The following is an 18,061-nucleotide window of genomic DNA, read 5'->3' on the forward strand; positions in this document are numbered from 1 at the left end:
TTTTAGGCCAGATGAAGCTGGATCGTATCAGTGATGGGTGGGTTGCGTACGGTCTTGCCTGAGGTCGCGAGCCGTGAGGCCGTGGGCGGTTCGGAACGCGCGGGCGAAGCTGGATTGCGAGGCGAAGCCGGTGGCTAGAGCCACGTCCATCAGCGGCAGGTCGGTATCGGTAACCAGACGGCGGGCCTCGGCCAGTCTGAGTTGCAGGTAATGATCCTGTGGAGTTGTATTCAGGCGCAGGCGGAACTGCTGCTGCAGGGTGCGTGTACTAGTGCCGAGTCTATCGGCGATGTGCGCAAGGGACAGCGGGTCGTCCAGTGAGGATTCCATCAATGAGTTGGCTTTGGCTGTGAGCGCGGTGTGACGGTGCGGCGCACCGGTGCGGCTTTGTGGTTTTGAGGGCTGAGACGCACCTTCATAGAGGAATAGCCCGGACACGCGGGCGGCAAAGCCCGCGCCATGACGTGCAGCAATAATATGGAGCATCATATCGATCGCCGGGACGGCGCCGCCAGAGGTTAGGCGTGTATCGGAGACGGTAAATCGGTCAGGGCGCACATCGACATTGGGAAAGCGCGCAGCGAAGTTCTCCAAATCCTCCCAATGGGTCGTCGCCGCGTGACCGTCGAGCAATCCAGCCTCAGCCAGTAACCAGGGGCCGCCATCTATCCCGGCGATTGTTGCACCGGTGGCCGCGATCCTGCGGAGCCCGGCGAGCAGGCTGGGCGTCGCATGACGGGCCAATTGGAATCCGGCAACTACAATCAACAGATCGCAGCCCTGCAACCGGGCCAGGGGAATGCCCTGCACATTCAGAGCGCTGGTCAGCAACGCGGGTTCTGCGGTTGCCGTGACGTAGTCCCAATCAAAAGCGGGCCGATCCGCTAGTCGGTTGGCAGCACGCATCGGATCGACGGCGGCCGCGAAGCTGAGTGTGTTGCATTCGTCCAGCACCAGCACCGCCGTTTTCAGGGCGCGATGTTCGGGCTGCAGTATGTTTTTTGCGGATTTCATCAAGTCTGATTCGCATTTTGCTAAGTGGTTCCCTCAAGGCTGCGTCAGAGTTGGCGTTGACGCAAATCGGAATCCGGGGAGAAGCCTGGGGAAAACCCACGGTAAAACCGGGTATAAGCTGGGGATAACGCCATGCCTTTGGAAATGAACCGCGAAGTCTTTATCACCTGTGCCGTCACCGGCTCGGGCGGGACACAGGATCGCAGCCCACATGTGCCGCGTTCGCCGAAGCAGATTGCCGATAGTGCAATTGCTGCAGCGAAAGCCGGTGCGGCCGTGGTGCACTGCCATGTGCGCGACCCCGAGACCGGTGCGCCTTCACGCGATCTGGCGCTGTACCGTGAAGTCACGGACCGCATTCGCGATGCCGAAGTAGACGCGGTTCTGAACCTGACGGCGGGCATGGGCGGAGACATGGTGTTCGGCGGGATCGAAAATCCGCTGCCTTTGGCAGAGGCCGGAACAGATTTGGTCGGCGCGACTGAACGTGTTGCGCATGTAGCGAAGTGCTTGCCTGAAATCTGTACTCTGGATTGTGGCACGATGAACTTTGCCGAGGCCGATTATGTGATGACCAATACGCCCGGCGCCTTACGGGCGATGGGGCAGATGATGACCGATCTGGGCGTGAAGCCCGAGATCGAGGCCTTCGACACCGGCCATCTGTGGTTCGCCAAGCAGCTGGTGAAAGAGGGTGTTCTGGAACCGAACGCTCTGGTCCAGCTATGTATGGGGGTGCCGTGGGGGGCTCCGGATGATCTCAACACCTTTATGGCGATGGTGAACAATGTGCCGGATGACTGGACGTTCAGCGCGTTTTCGCTGGGGCGCAATGAGATGGCGTATGTCGCGGCCTCGGTTCTGGCGGGCGGCAATGTGCGCGTCGGGCTGGAGGACAACCTGTGGCTGGAAAAGGGTGTTCTGGCCGAAAACTGGCAGTTGGTCGAGCGTGCAGGCAGCATCATCGAAAACATGGGCGCGCGGGTGATCGGGCCGCAGGAAGTACGTGAAAAGTTGGGGCTTACTAAGCGGGCTCCGGTTGCGAAGTAGTCGCGGATTGGGGGCCAGCCCCCAAACCCCCGAGATATTTTTGGCCAGATGAAGAGGCGGATCGTGGGCAAAGAACAGCAAGCAAAAACAGCAGCAATCATCGGAGGCGGTGTGATTGGTGGCGGGTGGGCTGCCCGGTTCCTGCTGAACGGATGGGATGTTCGGGTATACGATCCCGACCCTGAAGCCGAGAGGAAGATCGGTGAGGTGTTAGATAACGCGCGCCGTTCTTTGCCGGGGTTGAGCGATGTACCTCTGCCGCCTGAAGGGACGCTGAGCTTTCATGACGATCTCGGTGAGGCAGTTCAGGGTGCGATCTGGATTCAGGAGAGCGTACCGGAAAGGCTCGATCTGAAGCTGAAGGTTTACAAGAGCTTGCAGGGGGCTTGTGATCCAGATGCAATCATCGGGTCCTCGACCAGCGGGTTCAAGCCCTCGGAGTTACAAGAAGGCGCGATGCGACCCGAGCAGATCGTGGTGACCCACCCGTTCAACCCGGTCTACCTGTTACCACTGATCGAACTGGTTCCGACCGACAAGAATTCACCTGACTTGATCGCGCGGGCCAAAGATCTTTTGACCTCAGTGGGGTTCTTCCCGCTGCACATCAGGAAGGAAATCGACGCGCATATTGCTGACCGGTTCCTCGAGGCGGTGTGGCGCGAGGCGCTTTGGCTGGTGAAAGACGGCATCGCAACGACCGAAGAGATCGATGAATCCATCCGCATGGGTTTTGGTATCCGTTGGGCCCAGATGGGACTGTTCGAAACCTATCGCGTGGCCGGTGGAGAGGCCGGGATGCGGCATTTCATGGCTCAGTTCGGCCCAGCGCTGAAATGGCCCTGGACCAAACTGATGGATGTGCCTGAGTTCACCGATGAGTTGGTCGACATGATTGCGGATCAGTCGGATGCGCAGTCTGGCAAGTACTCGATCCGCGAGTTGGAGCGTATCCGGGACAATAACCTCGTTGGTATGATGCGGGCGCTGAAGGCCCAGAACTATGGTGCAGGGGCGGTATTGAACCAGCATGATGCGGCCTTGAAGCCCGGAGCGCTGCCGACGCTGGACGAGGCGGATCTGAGCCAGCCGATCCTCACGCTGTCGCGCGCCGTTCCGCTGGATTGGACCGACTACAATGGCCACATGAATGAAGCTAAATATCTGGAGGCCTTTGCAGCGGCCACGGATCGTTTCATGGAAATCATTGGCTGCGATATGGAGTATATCGCGACAGGCGGCAGCTATTTCACTGCCGAAAATCACATCCGTTACATGCAGGAGACCCATGCGGGGTCGCGGATCGAATGCCGTACGCAGATGCTGTTAGGGCAGGGCAAGAAGCTGCATGTCTTCCACAGCATGTACGAGGGTGAAACGCTGTTGGCCACAGGCGAAAGCTTTCTTCTGCATGTCAGCCTTGAGACCCGACGCCCCAGCCCACCTTCACCCGAGATCGAGGCCGCGATGGCACGGGTTGCCGAGGCGCAGGCCGGGTTGCCTTATCCCGAAGGCGCGGGCGCGGCGATCCGCAAGCCCGCATGAGCAGCCGGGTCTTGATTACCGCAGGCGCCTCTGGCGTCGGCAGGGCCATGGCTGAAGCGTTTGATGCTGCCGGGGCTCAGGTCTGGGTTGCGGATGTTGATGCGGATGCGTTGGCGGATTGCCCGGCGCATTGGAAGCAAAGCCAGCTTGATGTGTCGGATGAGGATGCTGTCGCGGCTGCGTTTACCGACCTTGAGACCGAATGGGACGGGCTTGATGTGCTCTGTGCGAATGCGGGGATAGCGGGTCCCACCGCAGCAGTTGAGGACGTTTCCTTGACGGATTGGAGGTCATGCCTTTCCATCAATCTAGAGGGGTCATTTTTGTGCTCTAAATACGCCGCACCTCTGATGAAACAGCAACGCAGCGGCGCGATCTTGATCACTTCATCGACTGCAGGCCAGTACGGATACCCCAACCGCGCGCCGTATGCGGCGGCCAAGTGGGGCATGGTGGGATTAGGCAAAACGCTGGCGATGGAGCTTGGGCCGCACGGTATCCGCTGCAATGTGATCTGCCCGGGTTCGGTCGAAGGTCCACGAATGGAGGGCGTGCTGCAGCGCGAGGCCGATGCCAAGGGCATGACCCGGGATCAGGTTTACGACGGCTATGCCTCGGGCACGTCCATGGGCCGCTTTGTAGAGGCGCAGGACATTGCGAACATGGCTGTATTCCTGGCTTCAGATGCAGCGAGGCTGGTGTCGGGTCAGGTAATCGCGGTGGATGGCCATACGGTCAATCCTGACCCGAAACTGTGAATCAGCCCTGATTTGGCCCCCGAATCTGGCGGATGGCGCTGCGGACGGCTTGCCAGTCCTGCGCCTCCTGCTGATTTCCGGCGGCTTCGCATTCGCGCATTTTCTGCGCAGCTTCGGCTTCGGCCCGATCGCCATGGGCCGTATAAAGGGCACGTGCGTATTCAGCGGTTTTGAGTGCGTCCATTCCCGTCATCCTCCATCTCAGATCGGAATGTCTGTAGTTTCGCGCCAAGTGACTATACTACAGCTTTCAGCCCAGGTCATGTCTGAGAGATTTCTGAGCGCAATTGCTGCAGATGGTCCGGAAAATCACGCGCGGTCATATCCGCCTCTCGAACCAGCCGGTCGAAATGGAGCGTAAAGACCTCAATCCGGTCGCGGTCTCGGAAAGCCATGTAGTGGCTTCCGGCATAGAACACGCAAAGAAGTGGGCCGAATATCGTGACGGGGGCAGAGTAAAGACGTTTTGCATCAAATAGATAGATGCGCAGACGTGGATAAAGCTGCTCGCACACCGACAGCAGGTGATCGATCTGATCCAACCGGACCTGAAGCGGTAGTCCCTCGTAGTAACCGGTGGCATAGGCAAAGCTGTGAAGCTCGTACAACGGCATGGCAATCTCATAGTCGGACTGGGCGCTGCGCATCCATGCCAGCCGGTCTGCCGAGGCGCCAATGGCTTGATCTGCAGTACGGCCCAGATGCGGAGCGTATTCCCATTCAAGCACGGCGCGGGTCTTGAGCATGTCGGGCAGGGTAGCCGGAACGTAGCGTATCTTGTAGCCGGCGGCCTCTTGATGCCATTCAAAAATGCGCTCATCAACCAATGCCCGGGCGGCCTCGGTTAGGGTGAGGGAACTGGCCAATAGTTCTGCCGCGCTTTCGGGTCGGTTGGAAAGCCCAAGAAGCCAATCGGCGGAAACCCCAAGCGCCGAGGCGCAGCTGCCGACGACATGAGCATTCGGAAGGCGTGCCCCCGCCCCGGTCAGCAATTGCGAAACGGTAGATCGGTCAACCCCGATGCTGCGTGCCAGGGCGCTTTGGCTGACGTTGCGCTCTTGCATCGCTCGGGCCAGGCGCTGGCGAAAATGCAGGGCGCGATCCCGTTTGTCGATTTTATCAATCATGTGGTGATTAATATCACCTTTGGTGAGAATTGTTAATCATATTCAGAATTCACGACCCTTGGGTCTGTCTGTAACGCTGGTGTTACAAAAATAAGAATGGGGTCTGGAATGGAAACGCGACGCAGGTCGGTCGTGAAGGCGCTGGTGTGGAATGCGATGGGGCTGGCGATGATGACGCTGGTTGGTTTGATCGCCACGGGTTCAGCAGCACTTGGAGGGATGGTTGCACTGGTCAATACGGCCATTGGTTTGACCATGTATGTGATTTACGAGCGTATCTGGGCCGGAATTTCGTGGGGCCGCAATGGCTGAGCCGGTCACACCCAAATCTCCCGAATGGGCGACATTTGCCCTGATTATCGCGTGTTATTCCGCTTGGCTTGGTGCGATTTTCTGGTTGGCAGGCATATCGCTTTGGGTTGCGATCCCGTTCATGGGGCTGGTGGCTGCGCTGCATTCCTCGCTGACCCATGAGGCTTTGCACGGGCATCCCTTTCGCCAGAAGTGGCTGAATGAGGCGCTGATGGCGATGCCGCTGACTTTGTTCATTCCCTACAATCGGTTTCGGGACCTGCATCTGGCGCATCACTGTGACGCGAACCTAACCGATCCCTACGATGACCCTGAGACCAACTATCTTGACCCACAGGTCTGGGCGTCTCTGTCCGGTTGGCAGAGGCGGATGTATCAAGTGAACAACACTCTGCTGGGGCGGATGGTTCTGGGGCCTGCAATTGGGCAGGTTGCGTTCTCGCGAGATGAACTGCGTGGTGCACTTCGCGGAGATCGGGCGATTTTGTTGGCATGGGCGCTGCACATGCCCGGCGTTGTCGCGACTCTTTGGATCGTCGCGCTTTCGCAAATGCCGATCTGGGCCTTCGCCCTTTCAGCATATATCGGGTTGGGTTTGGTCAAGATTCGCACATTCCTGGAACACCGCGCGCATGAGAAATCGCGCGCGCGCACAGTGATCGTAGAAGACCGTGGCATCCTTGCATTTCTGTTTTTGAACAATAACTTGCACGTCGTTCATCATATGAACCCATCAGCACCTTGGTACCGATTGCCTGCACTCTACCGCACGGGCAAGGAAAGATACTTGGCCTGTAACGAGGCTTATGTCTACCGTTCGTACGGGCAGATATTCCGAGAGTATTTCTGGCGCGCCAAGGATCCAGTGGCGCATCCGCTCTGGCCAAAGCCTTGATTTAACGACAGAAGGGAAGCCATGAGTTTATGGATTCCCGTCACCATCGCGGCCGCATCGTTCCAGACGGTGCGGTTCATGCTGCAGAAATCCCTGAGCAGCGTGAAGCTTTCGGCTGCCGGGGCGACATTTGCACGATTCGCCTATTCCATGCCATTGGCCTTGCTGGGGCTTTTCATTGCTTTGGCCGCGACAGGGTACGAACTGCCAGCGCTGACGGCGAAGTTCTGGATATTTGCTGTCATCGGTGGGACCACACAGATATTGGCCACGATCTGCGTTGTGGCATTGTTCAAGCAGCGCAACTTTGCGGTAGGGATTACGTTTAAGAAAACTGAGGTGATTCAAACCGCTATTGTGGGGTTCCTTGTCCTCGGCGATCAGGTCTCTACCGGGGCGCTGGGGGCAATTCTGCTTGGGTTGCTGGCCGTCCTGTTATTGTCAAAAACGCCCGGAGGCAGCGGCGCTTGGTGGCAACATCTGACAAACAAAGCCTCGCGTCTTGGACTGGGGTCAGGCGTGTTATTCGCATTCTCCTCGGTCAGCTATCGCGGCGCCTCTTTGCAATTGGGCGACATCGATGCGTGGTTTCGGGCACTTGTGACACTTGCCGTCGTGGTAACGTTTCAGTTTCTCAGCATGTGGCTGTGGCTGCTTTGGCGAGACAGGGCCGAGCTGCGCGCGGTGTGGGAGACTCGCCGGACCGGTGTTTTTGTCGGCCTGACCAGCCTCTGTGGTTCGTTTTGCTGGTTCTTCGCCTTCACGTTGCAGAACGCAGCCTATGTAAAGGCCTTGGGTCAGATCGAACTGATCCTCAGCCTGTTCGCATCGCTGCTGTTTTTCCGTGAAACCATCACCCGGCGCGAGATCGCCGGGATGACGTTGCTTGGCTTGTCGATACTGGCGCTTGTGCTGACAATCTAGCCAGCGCGACGCTCATCAAAGCTGAGAGCGATAAAGCTGGGGAGGTGATCCCCCATGCCTACAAATGCTGGCCCGCCATCGTCGCGACGCCCACGACCACGGGTTTTGGGCTCTCGCTCTTTGCGGCTCTCGCTCTTTTTGTTGTCCGACGCTTTGGCCTTCTTCTCTGGCTTTGGCGCCTCGGGCTTGGGCTCATCGGCCTTGACCGGATTGTCGATGCGCGGAATGTCCTTCTGGATCAGGCTCTCGATCGCGGCCAGCGCCTTTTCATCGCGGCCCGAGCAGATCGTGATTGCCTTGCCTTCGCGTCCGGCACGGCCCGTGCGGCCGATGCGGTGGACATAATCTTCGGCATGGCCGGGAACATCGAAGTTGAACACGTGGCTGACCGAGGGGATATCCAGACCCCGCGCAGCAACGTCCGAAGCCACCAGCAGCCGCAGTGATCCATCGCGGAATCCGTCCAGTGTTTTCATCCGCTGCGACTGATCCAGATCGCCATGGATCGCGGCGGCGTTATAGCCGTATTTCTTCAGCGACTTGGCGCAGATATCTACATCGGTCTTGCGATTGCAGAAGATGATGGCGTTGGTGCATTTGTCACCCTCGGCATCGATCAATGCGCGCAGGGTTTTGCGTTTCTGGCTGGCCTCACGATCCCGGCGACCACCTTTGAACATCACTACGCCTTGTTCGATGGTTTCCGAAGCGGTGGCCTGACGCGCAACTTCGACCCGGGTGGGGGCCGACAGGAAAGTATCGGTGATCCGTTCGATCTCGGGCGCCATGGTGGCCGAGAAGAACAGCGTCTGGCGGGTGAATGGCGTCAGCGAGAAGATGCGCTCGATGTCAGGAATGAAGCCCATGTCGAGCATCCGGTCAGCTTCGTCCACCACCATGATCTGAACGCCTGTCAGAAGCAGCTTCCCGCGTTCGAAATGATCCAGCAGACGGCCCGGAGTGGCAATCAGCACGTCAACACCGCGGTCAATCAGAGCATCCTGTTCCTTGAAGGAAACGCCACCGATTAACAGTGCTTTGGTCAGCTTGAGGTGCTTGGCGTAGGTATCGAAATTCTCGGCCACCTGCGCTGCCAGTTCCCGCGTCGGGCACAAGACCAGCGAGCGTGGCATACGTGCACGGGCGCGCCCACGGGCCAGCAATGTGATCATCGGCAGGGTGAAGCTGGCGGTTTTGCCGGTGCCGGTTTGGGCGATCCCCAGAACATCGCGCCCTTCCAGCGCGGCTGGAATTGCGCCTTCCTGGATCGGGGTCGGAGTTTCGTATCCGGCTTCCTCAATTGCTTTGAGGACCTTCGGGTTCAGGTTCAGTTCGTTAAACTTTGTCATGTATGTCCGGTTCAAGCGGACACTAGACCTGGCCCGCGCGTCTGAAAATGCCCGGCCCGGATGGCCATGCGCCCCATGCGCGTTTCGGCTGTGGCGCGGGCATAACAAAAACGTGGGGCAGGGTCAAATGAAGTCGGTTTAATCCGTGGCAAATCTGCCGGTAACAAGGATTTCCGCAACAATTCAGATGGTTCCGGGAAAGTGTTTCGCGACTTTTTGGTCCAGATCAAGCGGCCGGTGACGGATCATGTCGTTATCCTCAAGCCGTTCCAGCACTTCCGGGTCAGCAGCGCTGATTTCATCGTAAAATTCCCGCAGGCCATCGAGCCCGTATTCGGTCTCCAGAAGGGTGATCAATTCGTACCTGTCTAGCGCACCGATCTTTCGCGGGCGATCCGGGCTGGCCTGGTACGAGCCGCGTTCGAGGCGGAAACGATAATGCGCCAGCCAATGCTCCCAATCCGGGGCGTGGCGATGACACAGATCGATCTGAGGAAGCTCGGTTCTGACTGGCAGAAACTCACCGTGCTGATAGAGGTTGTGGATACGGTCGCTCAGTTTTTTCAAACCGCCGCGTACGAACAGTTTGCCCTGAATGTGGCTCATGAAACCGGCCAGAACGTAAGTGCCGAAATTGGGATAGAGCGCTTCGACCAGCGCTTGTCGATTCTGACCTTCGGGAATGAACGCTTTGTAGAGGTCCTGGCCACCCGCCAGCGCCTCAATCGGGCGGACGCGGACGGCGGGGATGTCATCGGGAATGTCGCGCAGCAGGTCGGGGATCGGGGACATTGGCCATAAAAACTCATCGACATCGATATGTGCGACCCAGTCCAGATCAGTCCTGTTGTAGATCAAATTCGCATTCGAGGATTGGCGAACCTGATGTTTGTCCGGCCTCTCACGCCTGCGACGCTTCCAGAACGCCGCATCGCAGGTACGCACCCGGATCCGGGGATGCTCGCGCAGGGCTGAGATGTCCCCCTGGACCGGCTCGTCCAGAAAGATGTGAATCCGGTCCGCGCCGATATCGAGGTGATGGGCGGCAAAGCGCAGAATATCCTCACGTGGGGCGCGGATCGTGGACACAATCCCCCATGTGGTCACTTCTGGATTGCCCGCAGAGTCCGTCAGGTCATCATTTCCTTCGTCGCGGTCAGGCTCAGCTCGGGATAATCGCGGACGACCCGGTCGATGTCCCACTGCAGCCGCGTCAGATAGACGATATCTCCATCGTGATCATGGGCAATATGCTGCTTGTTGGCGTTGACGAATTTGTCGATCTCAACCTTGTTGCCACTGACCCAACGGGCCGAGGTGAACTGAGACGCCTCAAACCGCACAGGCAGGCCGTATTCCATCTCAATCCGGCTGGCGAGCACCTCGAATTGCAGCGCACCGACGACGCCTACGATGAATCCTGACCCGATTGAGGGTTTGAAAACCTTCGCGGCACCTTCCTCGGCAAACTGCATCAGGGCCTTTTCCAGATGCTTGGCCTTCAATGGGTCACCCGCGCGCACCGTTTGCAGCAATTCCGGTGCGAAGGAGGGGATGCCGGTCACCCGGATCGCCTCGCCTTCGGTCAGCGTGTCACCGATGCGCAACTGACCGTGGTTGGGAATGCCGATGATATCACCGGCCCAGGCTTCCTCGGCCAGTTCACGATCAGAGGCGAGGAACAGCACGGGGTTCGATATTGCCATCGGTTTCTTCGATCGCACATGCGTTAGCTTCATGCCGCGTTTGAAATGGCCCGAGGCCATGCGGACAAAGGCCACCCGGTCGCGGTGTTTGGGGTCCATATTGGCCTGCACCTTGAACACGAAACCGGCGACCTTCTTTTCATCGGGCGCGATCTGACGGGGCTCAGCCGACTGAACCTGCGGCTGCGGACCATAGGCGCCGATACCCTCCATCAGTTCCTTGACGCCAAACGAGTTGATGGCCGAACCAAACCAGATCGGGGTCATGTGCCCCTCAAGCACCGCCTGAGGGTCGAGCTTGGGCAGCAATTCGCGTGCCATCTCAACCTCTTCCAGCAGCTTGTCGAGCAATTCAGCGGGCACATGCTCGGCCAGCTTAGGGTCATCCAGACCATTGATTTGGATGCTTTCGGCCACCTTGTTGCGGTCGGCGCGGTCCATCAGCTCAAGCCGGTCGCGCAGCATGTCGTAGCAGCCGATGAAATCGCGACCCACACCGATAGGCCACGCGGCTGGCGTGACGTCGATCGCCAGCATTTCCTGAATTTCGTCGATGATCTCGAACGTATCCCGGCTTTCGCGGTCCATCTTGTTACAGAAGGTCAGGATCGGCAGATCGCGCAGGCGGCAGACCTCGAACAGTTTCTGCGTCTGGCTTTCCACACCTTTCGCACCGTCAATGACCATGACGGCGGCGTCTACGGCTGTCAGGGTGCGATAGGTGTCTTCGGAGAAATCCGAGTGGCCGGGTGTGTCCACAAGATTGAACCGGAAGTTCCCGTAGTCGAATGACATGGCCGAGGCTGAGACCGAGATACCGCGATCTTTCTCCATCTGCATAAAGTCCGACCGCGTCCGCCGTGCCTCACCCTTGGCCCGTACCTGTCCAGCCATCTGGATCGCGCCGCCGTACAGCAGAAACTTTTCCGTCAGCGTTGTCTTGCCCGCATCCGGGTGCGAGATGATAGCGAAGGTCCGGCGACGAGCGATCTCGGGCGGCAGGGTGGGTTGGTTCGAGGTATCAAGCATATTCGCGCGTATAGGCGGGGAATCCTGCCGAGGCAAGACAAAGGGGCTGGTTCGAATCATGTGGCTATGGCAATAAGAACATATAGTGAACAAAATATGGAGTGGACCAATGAATTTGAAAGAAATCGCAGACGAACTGGTTGCTGGATGCCGCGAGAACCGGGCCAAGGAAAACCTCGAGAAGCTTTATGCCTCGGATGCTGTTTCTGTTGAGGGACAGGATTTTGCGGGCATGGGGCGCGAGACGCACGGATTGGAAGCCATTCGTGGCAAGCACGAATGGTGGGAAGGCGCTCATGAAGTATCGGGCGCGTCCGTCAGTGGCCCGTACCCGCATGGTGACGACCGCTTTGCCGTGATCTTTGAAGTGCAGGGCAAGGTGAAAGAAACCGGTGAGAGCTTTGATATGCGTGAGGTCGGTGTTTATCACGTCGCCGATGGCAAGATCGTGCGTGAAGAGTTCTTTTATTAATCCGCAAGATCCCATTCTGGCCTTCTTTGCCGGGCCGATGTTAGATGTGTGCCGAAGATAGGGAGGGCCAGAATGGACATGGGAATTCGCGGAAAACGCGCGCTGGTTTGTGCCAGCAGCAAAGGCTTGGGATTGGGCTGTGCTGAGGCGTTGGCCGAAGCCGGCGTCGATCTTGTGATGAACGCGCGCGGAGCCGAAACGTTGGAGGCCGAAGCCACGCGTTTGCGATCATTATATGGCGTTGCCGTGCAGACAGTGGCTTGTGATGTTACCACACCAGAGGGTCAGGCCGAGGTGATAAGCGCTGCGCAGGGTGCTGATATCCTTGTCACAAACGCGGGTGGCCCTCCGCCCGGCATGTGGTCGGACTGGGAGCGTGATGATTTCATCAAAGCGCTGGATGCCAATATGCTGACACCCATTGCTTTCATGAAGGCTCTGCTGCCGGGCATGATGGATAAGGGCTGGGGTCGCGTGGTGAATATCACCTCGCAGTCGGTACGCGCGCCGATTGCGGTGCTGGGCCTGTCGAATGCGGCGCGAACTGGATTAACCGGCTATGTTGCGGGCACATCGCGCCAGGTGGCACCACATGGCGTGACGATCAATAATCTGCTGCCAGGTATCCACGCCACAGACCGCGCGAACGCGCTGGATGGCGGGGTGTCAGAGCAGAAAGGTATTTCGATGGCCGAGGCACGGGCTGAACGCGCTGCAACCATCCCAGCGAGACGCTATGGCACGAGGGAAGAGTTTGGGGCGACCTGCGCGTTTCTATGCTCGCAACACGCCGGGTTCATTGTCGGGCAGAACATTTTGCTGGACGGTGGTGGCACCAATCTGACGATGTAGGTATGGCACAGAACTTTTCTCTGAAAGATCAGTTGTTCAACGCGGAAAAGGTAAGCTTTCTTGCGGGCTTGTTCGCCAAGGTTGATTCCGATTTCAAGGAAGAAGCATTCGCGGCGAAAGTGATGTCGCGTTTGCCCGAGCTTGAATTGAAAGAGCGTATGGCGTGGATTGCAGAGTGTCTGCAAGAATCGGTGCCCGGCGATTTGCCGGCAGTGGCACCGGTCATTCTGCGGGCGCTGCCACCTCCGCTGGACCCCGCCAAAAGTGATGATGACTTCGGAGACTTTATCTTTGCGCCCTTGGGTGATTGGGTTTGTACGATCGGCCTGGATCATCCCGCTTTGGCGCTGGATGTATTCGAAGAGCTGACCCAGAGATTTTCGATGGAATGGGCGATCCGCCCGTTCCTCAATCACCACTCCGAACTGGTCATGGCGCGGATGCAGGCTTGGTGCACGCATCCCAGCTATCACGTGCGTCGTCTGGTCAGCGAGGGCACGCGGCCGCGTTTACCGTGGGGGCAGGCCGTTGGCTTGGCAATGTCAGACCCATTGCCGTTATTGGACCGGTTGCACGGGGATCGGACGCGCTATGTGACGCGCTCGGTCGCCAATCATCTGAATGATATCACCAAGAAAGACCCCGATCTGGTGCTGGAACGTCTGCGTAGCTGGGGCGAGACAGGGCGGCAGGACAAGGACGAACTGAACTGGATGACATCTCATGCACTACGAGGCCTTGTGAAATCTGGGCATCCCAAGGCGATGAAGGTGCTTGGATACGATCCCGATGCAGATATTGCGGTTGAGATTCAGGTAAACGGTCCGGCCCGGATTGGTGAAGCGCTGGAGTTTGAAATCCGCCTAAGCGGCGCAGAAGATCAGCCAGTCTTGGTCGACTATATCGTTCATTTCCAACGACCTGGCGGAAAGATCTCACCCAAGGTTCACAAGTTGAAACAGGCCGAGCTTACAGGTGGTCAGTTGACACTTAGAAAGCGGCACAAGCTGAAGGGCAATGCAACAACATTCAAGTTGGTTCCTGGGCCGCATCGGTTAGAGATTCAAGTGAACGGCCGCGTGCACGCAGGCGTGGATTTCGACCTGCTCGCCTGAGCCCTGTCACGGTTTCGTCAGATCGGGCGCTGGTGGATTGCGTGGTGTGGATTGCTGCACTAGCTGCAAAAGACCAGTGACAAAAGGATTGCCCCGATGAAGCACGAGGCTGTGCAGAACTACTATGGTGAGGTGTTGCAAGGCAGCGCGGATTTGCAAACAAATGCCTGCTGTACTCCGGATGATATGCCGGATCACTTCAAGAAAATTCTGTCGCAAATTCATGATGATGTGCTGACACGTTACTATGGATGCGGGCTGATTGCTCCGTTGGATCTGGAGGGAATGCGTATCCTGGATCTGGGCTGTGGTGCGGGGCGCGATGTGTATGCTTTATCCGCGATGGTCGGTGAAAAGGGCCGTGTTGTCGGCGTTGACATGACGCCTGAGCAGCTCGACGTGGCGCGCGCGCATCAGGACCATCACGCGAAGGCATTCGGACATTCGGCCAGCAATGTCGAGTTTCACCACGGCTATATCGAAAAGCTGGATGAGCTGGACCTCGAACCGGGATCGTTCGATATCATCGTCTCAAACTGCGTGATCAATCTGGCGACCGACAAGGCTGCTGTGCTGCGTGGTACGCATCGGCTGCTAAAAGAGGGCGGAGAGATGTATTTCTCGGACGTCTACGCCGATCGCCGGGTGCCCAAGGCGATGGCCGAGGATGAGATCCTGTATGGCGAATGCCTGTCGGGTGCGCTCTATTGGAACGATTTTCTGTCGATGTCGCGTGCGGTCGGGTTCAGCGATCCCCGTCGGTTGACGCATCGGCCTTTGACCATCGAGAACCCAATTCTGGAAGAACGGGTCGCACCGCTGAGCTTTATTTCGGCCACCTACCGTCTGTTCAAGCTGCCGGAGTTGGAACCTGCATGCGAGGATTACGGTCAGGCTGTGATCTACAAGGGCACAGTGCCGCATGCGCCGCATGAATTTGTGCTGGATGACCACCATACGATCGAGGCCGGCAAAGTATTCCCGGTCTGTGGCAACACGTGGATGATGCTGCAAGACACCCGTTTTGCACGACATTTCGAGTTTATCGGCGATTTCTCGACCCATTACGGGATTTTCGAAGGCTGCGGCGGGGATAGCCCGTTTGTTGTACAGGGCGAAGCTGCCTCGACCGGGTGCTGCTGATCCCTTGCGCCTGATGGGCGGGGTTGTTATCCCCGCCTAAGCCCGATGGAATTGATCGGGAAAGGCAATGGGGTCCATCGGTGACAGTGACGACAACTCCTCCTCGATTGGAAATCCGCAATCTGATTGCGCGCTTTGGCGGGCGGACGGTCGTGGATGATGTATCGTTGACCGTGCACGCGGGGCAGGTGACTTGCCTGCTGGGGCCTTCGGGCTGCGGAAAGTCGACCACCTTGCGGATGATCGCGGGGGTCGAAATGCAGACCTCAGGCGAGATTTATGTAGATGGCAAGCTGATCTGTGACACGGTGTTCCGAGTACCGCCCGAACGGCGCGAGATTGGGCTGATGTTTCAGGATTTTGCGCTGTTTCCGCATCTCAGCGTGGCGGATAACGTCGCGTTCGGCCTGAAAGGCAGCAAGGAGCAGAAACGCGCGCGGGTCGAGGAACTGCTGACCAAGGTCGATCTGATGCGGTTCATCGATGGATTTCCGCATCAGTTATCTGGGGGTGAGCAGCAGCGGGTTGCTCTGGCGCGTGCGTTGGCCCCACGTCCGCGGATCATGCTGATGGATGAGCCGTTCTCGGGCCTCGATAACCGTCTGCGCGACGGCATTCGGGACGAAACGCTCGCAGTCCTCAAAGAAGAGGACGCTGCTGTTCTATTGGTCACGCATGAGCCGGACGAGGCGATGCGAATGGCTGATGAAATCGCGCTGATGCGGCGCGGCAAGATTGTGCAGCAGGGGGCGCCATACAATGTCTATACCCGGCCTGCAGACAAGGCAGCAGTTTCGTTTTTTAGTGATATCAATGTGTTGAAGGCCCAAGTTAATGGTGCGTTGGCGCATACTCCGTTTGGCCGTTTTCTTGCGCCCGGTGTGCCGGACGCGACCGATGTTGAAATCGTGTTTCGACCCCAGCACGTCAAGCTGGACTTCGACCGCAATGGCAAAGGGCCTGCGCCGACGCCGACAGACGGCATTGCCGCCCGAGGCGTGGTTGAGCGTGCTCGGTTTTTGGGAAATGAAAGCCTTGTCGAGTTTCGCATGGACTATGATGGCTCGATCCTGAAGGCGACGGTTCCGAACGTCTTTGTGCCCAAAGAGGGCCGTGTCATGTGGCTGACCATTCGCCGCGACCGGTGTTTTGTATTCCCGGCCTGACGCTCAAATCCTGCATTTTCATCCAAGTGGTGCGTGAAAGCCTCAGATTGCGCTTGTGCATTGCTTGTCGCAGCGCTGAGGCGGGTCTATCAAGGGCAAAACGAGGGGTGGACCGGGCATGCGAATTCTTCTGACCAATGATGACGGCATCAATGCGCCGGGACTGATTGTGCTTGAAGCGATCGCGGCTGAACTGGCCGGTCCCGATGGCGAGGTCTGGGTCGTCGCGCCTGCCTTTGAGCAGTCAGGCGTGGGCCATTGCATTAGCTATACCCACCCAATGATGGTCGCCAAACTGGGTGAGCGTCGCTATGCCGCCGAAGGGTCTCCGGCGGATTGCGTGTTGGCCGGTTTGCACGACGTTATGAAGGACGCCCCGCCCGATCTGGTGTTGTCAGGGGTGAACCGGGGCAACAACTCGGCTGAAAACACGCTGTATTCGGGTACAATCGGCGGCGCGATGGAGGCGGCGTTGCAAGGTGTGCCCGCGATTGCCTTGTCTCAGTATTTCGGGCCGCGCAATCTGGGGCTGGACGATCCGTTTGAGGCGGCTGCCAAATTTGGGGCCGATCTGGTGCGCCGCATTCTTGATGCGACACCCGAGCAGCAGGGCGACTATCGTCTGTTCTATAATGTGAATTTCCCTCCGGTTCCCGCAGATGAGGTGCTGGGTACGCGCGTGGCCCCGCAGGGGTACCGACGCGATACACATTTCTCTGTCGAGCCGCACAGCTCGCCCTCGGGTCGCCGGTTCCTTTGGATTAAGGGCGGGTATCAACATAACCCGACTGCTCCGGGCACGGATGCGGCGGTCAATCTGGAAGGATATATCTCGGTCACTCCGATGCGCGCTGATCTGACAGCATATGACACGCTCGAGGCGCTAAAGGTCATCGAATGACTGGACCAAGCGCAGAAACCATAATGCAGTTCCTGTTTGCCCTGCGCTCGCGCGGGGTGACGGATGCACGTGTACTGGCAGCGATGGAGCAGGTTGACCGGGGGCGGTTTGTCAAAGGCCTGTTCGCGGACCGGGCCTATGAGGACACTCCGCTGCCTATTGCCTGTGGACAGACCATCAGCCAGCCTTCGGTTGTGGGGCTGATGACGCAGGCGCTGCAGGTGCGTCCGCGTGATACGGTTCTAGAGGTCGGCACCGGCTCGGGCTATCAGGCGGCGATCCTGTCCAAGCTGGCGCGCCGGGTCTACACGGTTGAGCGGCACAAGAGGCTGGTGCGCGAAACGGGAGAACTGTTCCGTGAGCTGGGGCTGACGAATGTGACCGCGATGCTGTCGGATGGATCATTTGGACTGTCCGAGCAGGCCCCGTTCGACCGTATCATTGTGACCGCGGCCGCCGAAGATCCTCCGGGGCCGCTCTTGGCGCAGTTGAAAATCGGCGGTATCATGGTGTTACCCGTGGGCCAGTCGGACGCGGTGCAGACCCTAATCCGGGTCACGCGCACTGAAACCGGTCTGGACTATGACGAATTGTTGCCGGTCCGTTTTGTGCCCTTGCTTGAGGGGCTGGGAAAAGACGGAGCGTAAAGGTATATTAGAGGCGCCAGAACCCCGGAGAACAGGGGCAGGTGTTGAGGACAGTA

Annotated in this window: 19 protein-coding genes; 13 read left to right on the forward strand and 6 right to left on the reverse strand. The window is 58.3% G+C overall.

The features are described from left to right. Positions 1-27: 27 nt before the first annotated feature. On the reverse strand, positions 28-1,014 hold the full coding sequence (locus tag ACR0MP_RS04110) for a GlxA family transcriptional regulator (protein WP_170396763.1): 987 nt from the start codon (positions 1,012-1,014) through the stop codon (positions 28-30). A 132-nt stretch (positions 1,015-1,146) separates the two neighbouring features. On the opposite strand from ACR0MP_RS04110, the gene bcoG reads away from it, so the two are divergent. The 3 genes from bcoG (at position 1,147) to ACR0MP_RS04125 (ending at position 4,367) form a co-directional block, all read left to right on the forward strand. Then, positions 1,147-2,064 carry a 3-dehydrocarnitine:acetyl-CoA trimethylamine transferase BcoG gene (gene bcoG / locus ACR0MP_RS04115; RefSeq protein ID WP_170595417.1) on the forward strand — a complete coding sequence of 306 codons (918 nt, stop codon included), beginning with the start codon at positions 1,147-1,149 and terminating at the stop codon, positions 2,062-2,064. Between the two features lie 63 nt (positions 2,065-2,127). Beyond that, entirely contained in the window at positions 2,128-3,609 is a 1,482-nt protein-coding gene (locus tag ACR0MP_RS04120; protein WP_480886961.1) for a carnitine 3-dehydrogenase, read from the forward strand. Further along, positions 3,606-4,367: an SDR family oxidoreductase gene (locus ACR0MP_RS04125; protein WP_170396769.1), complete on the forward strand. Its 762-nt coding sequence runs from the start codon at positions 3,606-3,608 to the stop codon at positions 4,365-4,367. The genes ACR0MP_RS04120 and ACR0MP_RS04125 overlap by 4 nt, the downstream gene beginning before the upstream one ends. 1 nt (position 4,368) lies before the next feature. Here ACR0MP_RS04125 and ACR0MP_RS04130 read toward each other — a convergent pair whose 3' ends face one another. Both ACR0MP_RS04130 and ACR0MP_RS04135 read right to left on the reverse strand, forming a co-directional pair. Continuing rightward, positions 4,369-4,551: a hypothetical protein gene (locus tag ACR0MP_RS04130; protein ID WP_170396771.1), complete on the reverse strand. Its 183-nt coding sequence runs from the start codon at positions 4,549-4,551 to the stop codon at positions 4,369-4,371. Between the two features lie 76 nt (positions 4,552-4,627). Beyond that, positions 4,628-5,494, reverse strand: a complete 867-nt coding sequence (locus ACR0MP_RS04135) for a helix-turn-helix domain-containing protein (RefSeq protein WP_170396773.1) — start codon at positions 5,492-5,494, stop codon at positions 4,628-4,630. Positions 5,495-5,602: 108 nt separating this feature from the next. Between ACR0MP_RS04135 and ACR0MP_RS04140 the strand changes: the two genes are divergently transcribed. Genes ACR0MP_RS04140 through ACR0MP_RS04150 form a run of 3 tightly spaced genes read left to right on the forward strand, consistent with a single transcriptional unit; the run spans position 5,603 to position 7,625 of the window. Further along, positions 5,603-5,806 carry a DUF2061 domain-containing protein gene (locus ACR0MP_RS04140; protein ID WP_039535902.1) on the forward strand — a complete coding sequence of 68 codons (204 nt, stop codon included), beginning with the start codon at positions 5,603-5,605 and terminating at the stop codon, positions 5,804-5,806. Then, positions 5,799-6,701 carry a fatty acid desaturase gene (locus ACR0MP_RS04145; RefSeq protein ID WP_170406205.1) on the forward strand — a complete coding sequence of 301 codons (903 nt, stop codon included), beginning with the start codon at positions 5,799-5,801 and terminating at the stop codon, positions 6,699-6,701. The genes ACR0MP_RS04140 and ACR0MP_RS04145 overlap by 8 nt, the downstream gene beginning before the upstream one ends. A 21-nt stretch (positions 6,702-6,722) precedes the next feature. Next, complete coding sequence (locus tag ACR0MP_RS04150) at positions 6,723-7,625, forward strand: DMT family transporter (protein WP_170406200.1); 903 nt, start codon at positions 6,723-6,725, stop codon at positions 7,623-7,625. Here the strand turns inward: ACR0MP_RS04150 and ACR0MP_RS04155 are convergent. The 3 genes from ACR0MP_RS04155 to ACR0MP_RS04165 form a co-directional block, all read right to left on the reverse strand. Continuing rightward, positions 7,622-8,974, reverse strand: a complete 1,353-nt coding sequence (locus tag ACR0MP_RS04155) for a DEAD/DEAH box helicase (RefSeq protein WP_480886964.1) — start codon at positions 8,972-8,974, stop codon at positions 7,622-7,624. The genes ACR0MP_RS04150 and ACR0MP_RS04155 overlap by 4 nt on opposite strands. Positions 8,975-9,157: 183 nt before the next feature. Next, on the reverse strand, positions 9,158-10,063 hold the full coding sequence (locus tag ACR0MP_RS04160; protein WP_170406195.1) for a glycosyltransferase family 2 protein: 906 nt from the start codon (positions 10,061-10,063) through the stop codon (positions 9,158-9,160). 41 nt (positions 10,064-10,104) lie between these two features. After that, positions 10,105-11,709 carry a peptide chain release factor 3 gene (locus ACR0MP_RS04165; RefSeq protein WP_170396785.1) on the reverse strand — a complete coding sequence of 535 codons (1,605 nt, stop codon included), beginning with the start codon at positions 11,707-11,709 and terminating at the stop codon, positions 10,105-10,107. Positions 11,710-11,818: 109 nt separating this feature from the next. On the opposite strand from ACR0MP_RS04165, the gene ACR0MP_RS04170 reads away from it, so the two are divergent. The 7 genes from ACR0MP_RS04170 to ACR0MP_RS04200 all read left to right on the forward strand — a co-directional run bounded on the left by ACR0MP_RS04170 (position 11,819) and on the right by ACR0MP_RS04200 (position 18,005). Next, entirely contained in the window at positions 11,819-12,181 is a 363-nt protein-coding gene (locus tag ACR0MP_RS04170) for a SnoaL-like domain-containing protein (protein ID WP_170396787.1), read from the forward strand. A gap of 72 nt (positions 12,182-12,253) precedes the next feature. After that, a complete protein-coding gene (locus ACR0MP_RS04175; protein ID WP_170406190.1) occupies positions 12,254-13,033 on the forward strand; it encodes an SDR family oxidoreductase in 780 nt (259 codons plus the stop codon). Between the two features lie 2 nt (positions 13,034-13,035). Then, entirely contained in the window at positions 13,036-14,148 is a 1,113-nt protein-coding gene (locus tag ACR0MP_RS04180; protein ID WP_170406185.1) for a hypothetical protein, read from the forward strand. Between the two features lie 96 nt (positions 14,149-14,244). Further along, entirely contained in the window at positions 14,245-15,291 is a 1,047-nt protein-coding gene (locus ACR0MP_RS04185; protein WP_170406181.1) for a methyltransferase domain-containing protein, read from the forward strand. A gap of 80 nt (positions 15,292-15,371) precedes the next feature. After that, complete coding sequence (locus ACR0MP_RS04190; RefSeq protein ID WP_170396795.1) at positions 15,372-16,457, forward strand: ABC transporter ATP-binding protein; 1,086 nt, start codon at positions 15,372-15,374, stop codon at positions 16,455-16,457. 118 nt (positions 16,458-16,575) lie between these two features. After that, positions 16,576-17,358 (forward strand): 5'/3'-nucleotidase SurE, encoded by a 783-nt coding sequence (gene surE / locus ACR0MP_RS04195; RefSeq protein ID WP_170406170.1) that lies wholly within the window; start codon positions 16,576-16,578, stop codon positions 17,356-17,358. Then, complete coding sequence (locus tag ACR0MP_RS04200; RefSeq protein WP_170406167.1) at positions 17,355-18,005, forward strand: protein-L-isoaspartate(D-aspartate) O-methyltransferase; 651 nt, start codon at positions 17,355-17,357, stop codon at positions 18,003-18,005. The genes surE and ACR0MP_RS04200 overlap by 4 nt, the downstream gene beginning before the upstream one ends. The last annotated feature ends 56 nt before the right edge of the window (positions 18,006-18,061 follow it).

The organism is Ruegeria sp. K3 (genome assembly GCF_056531845.1).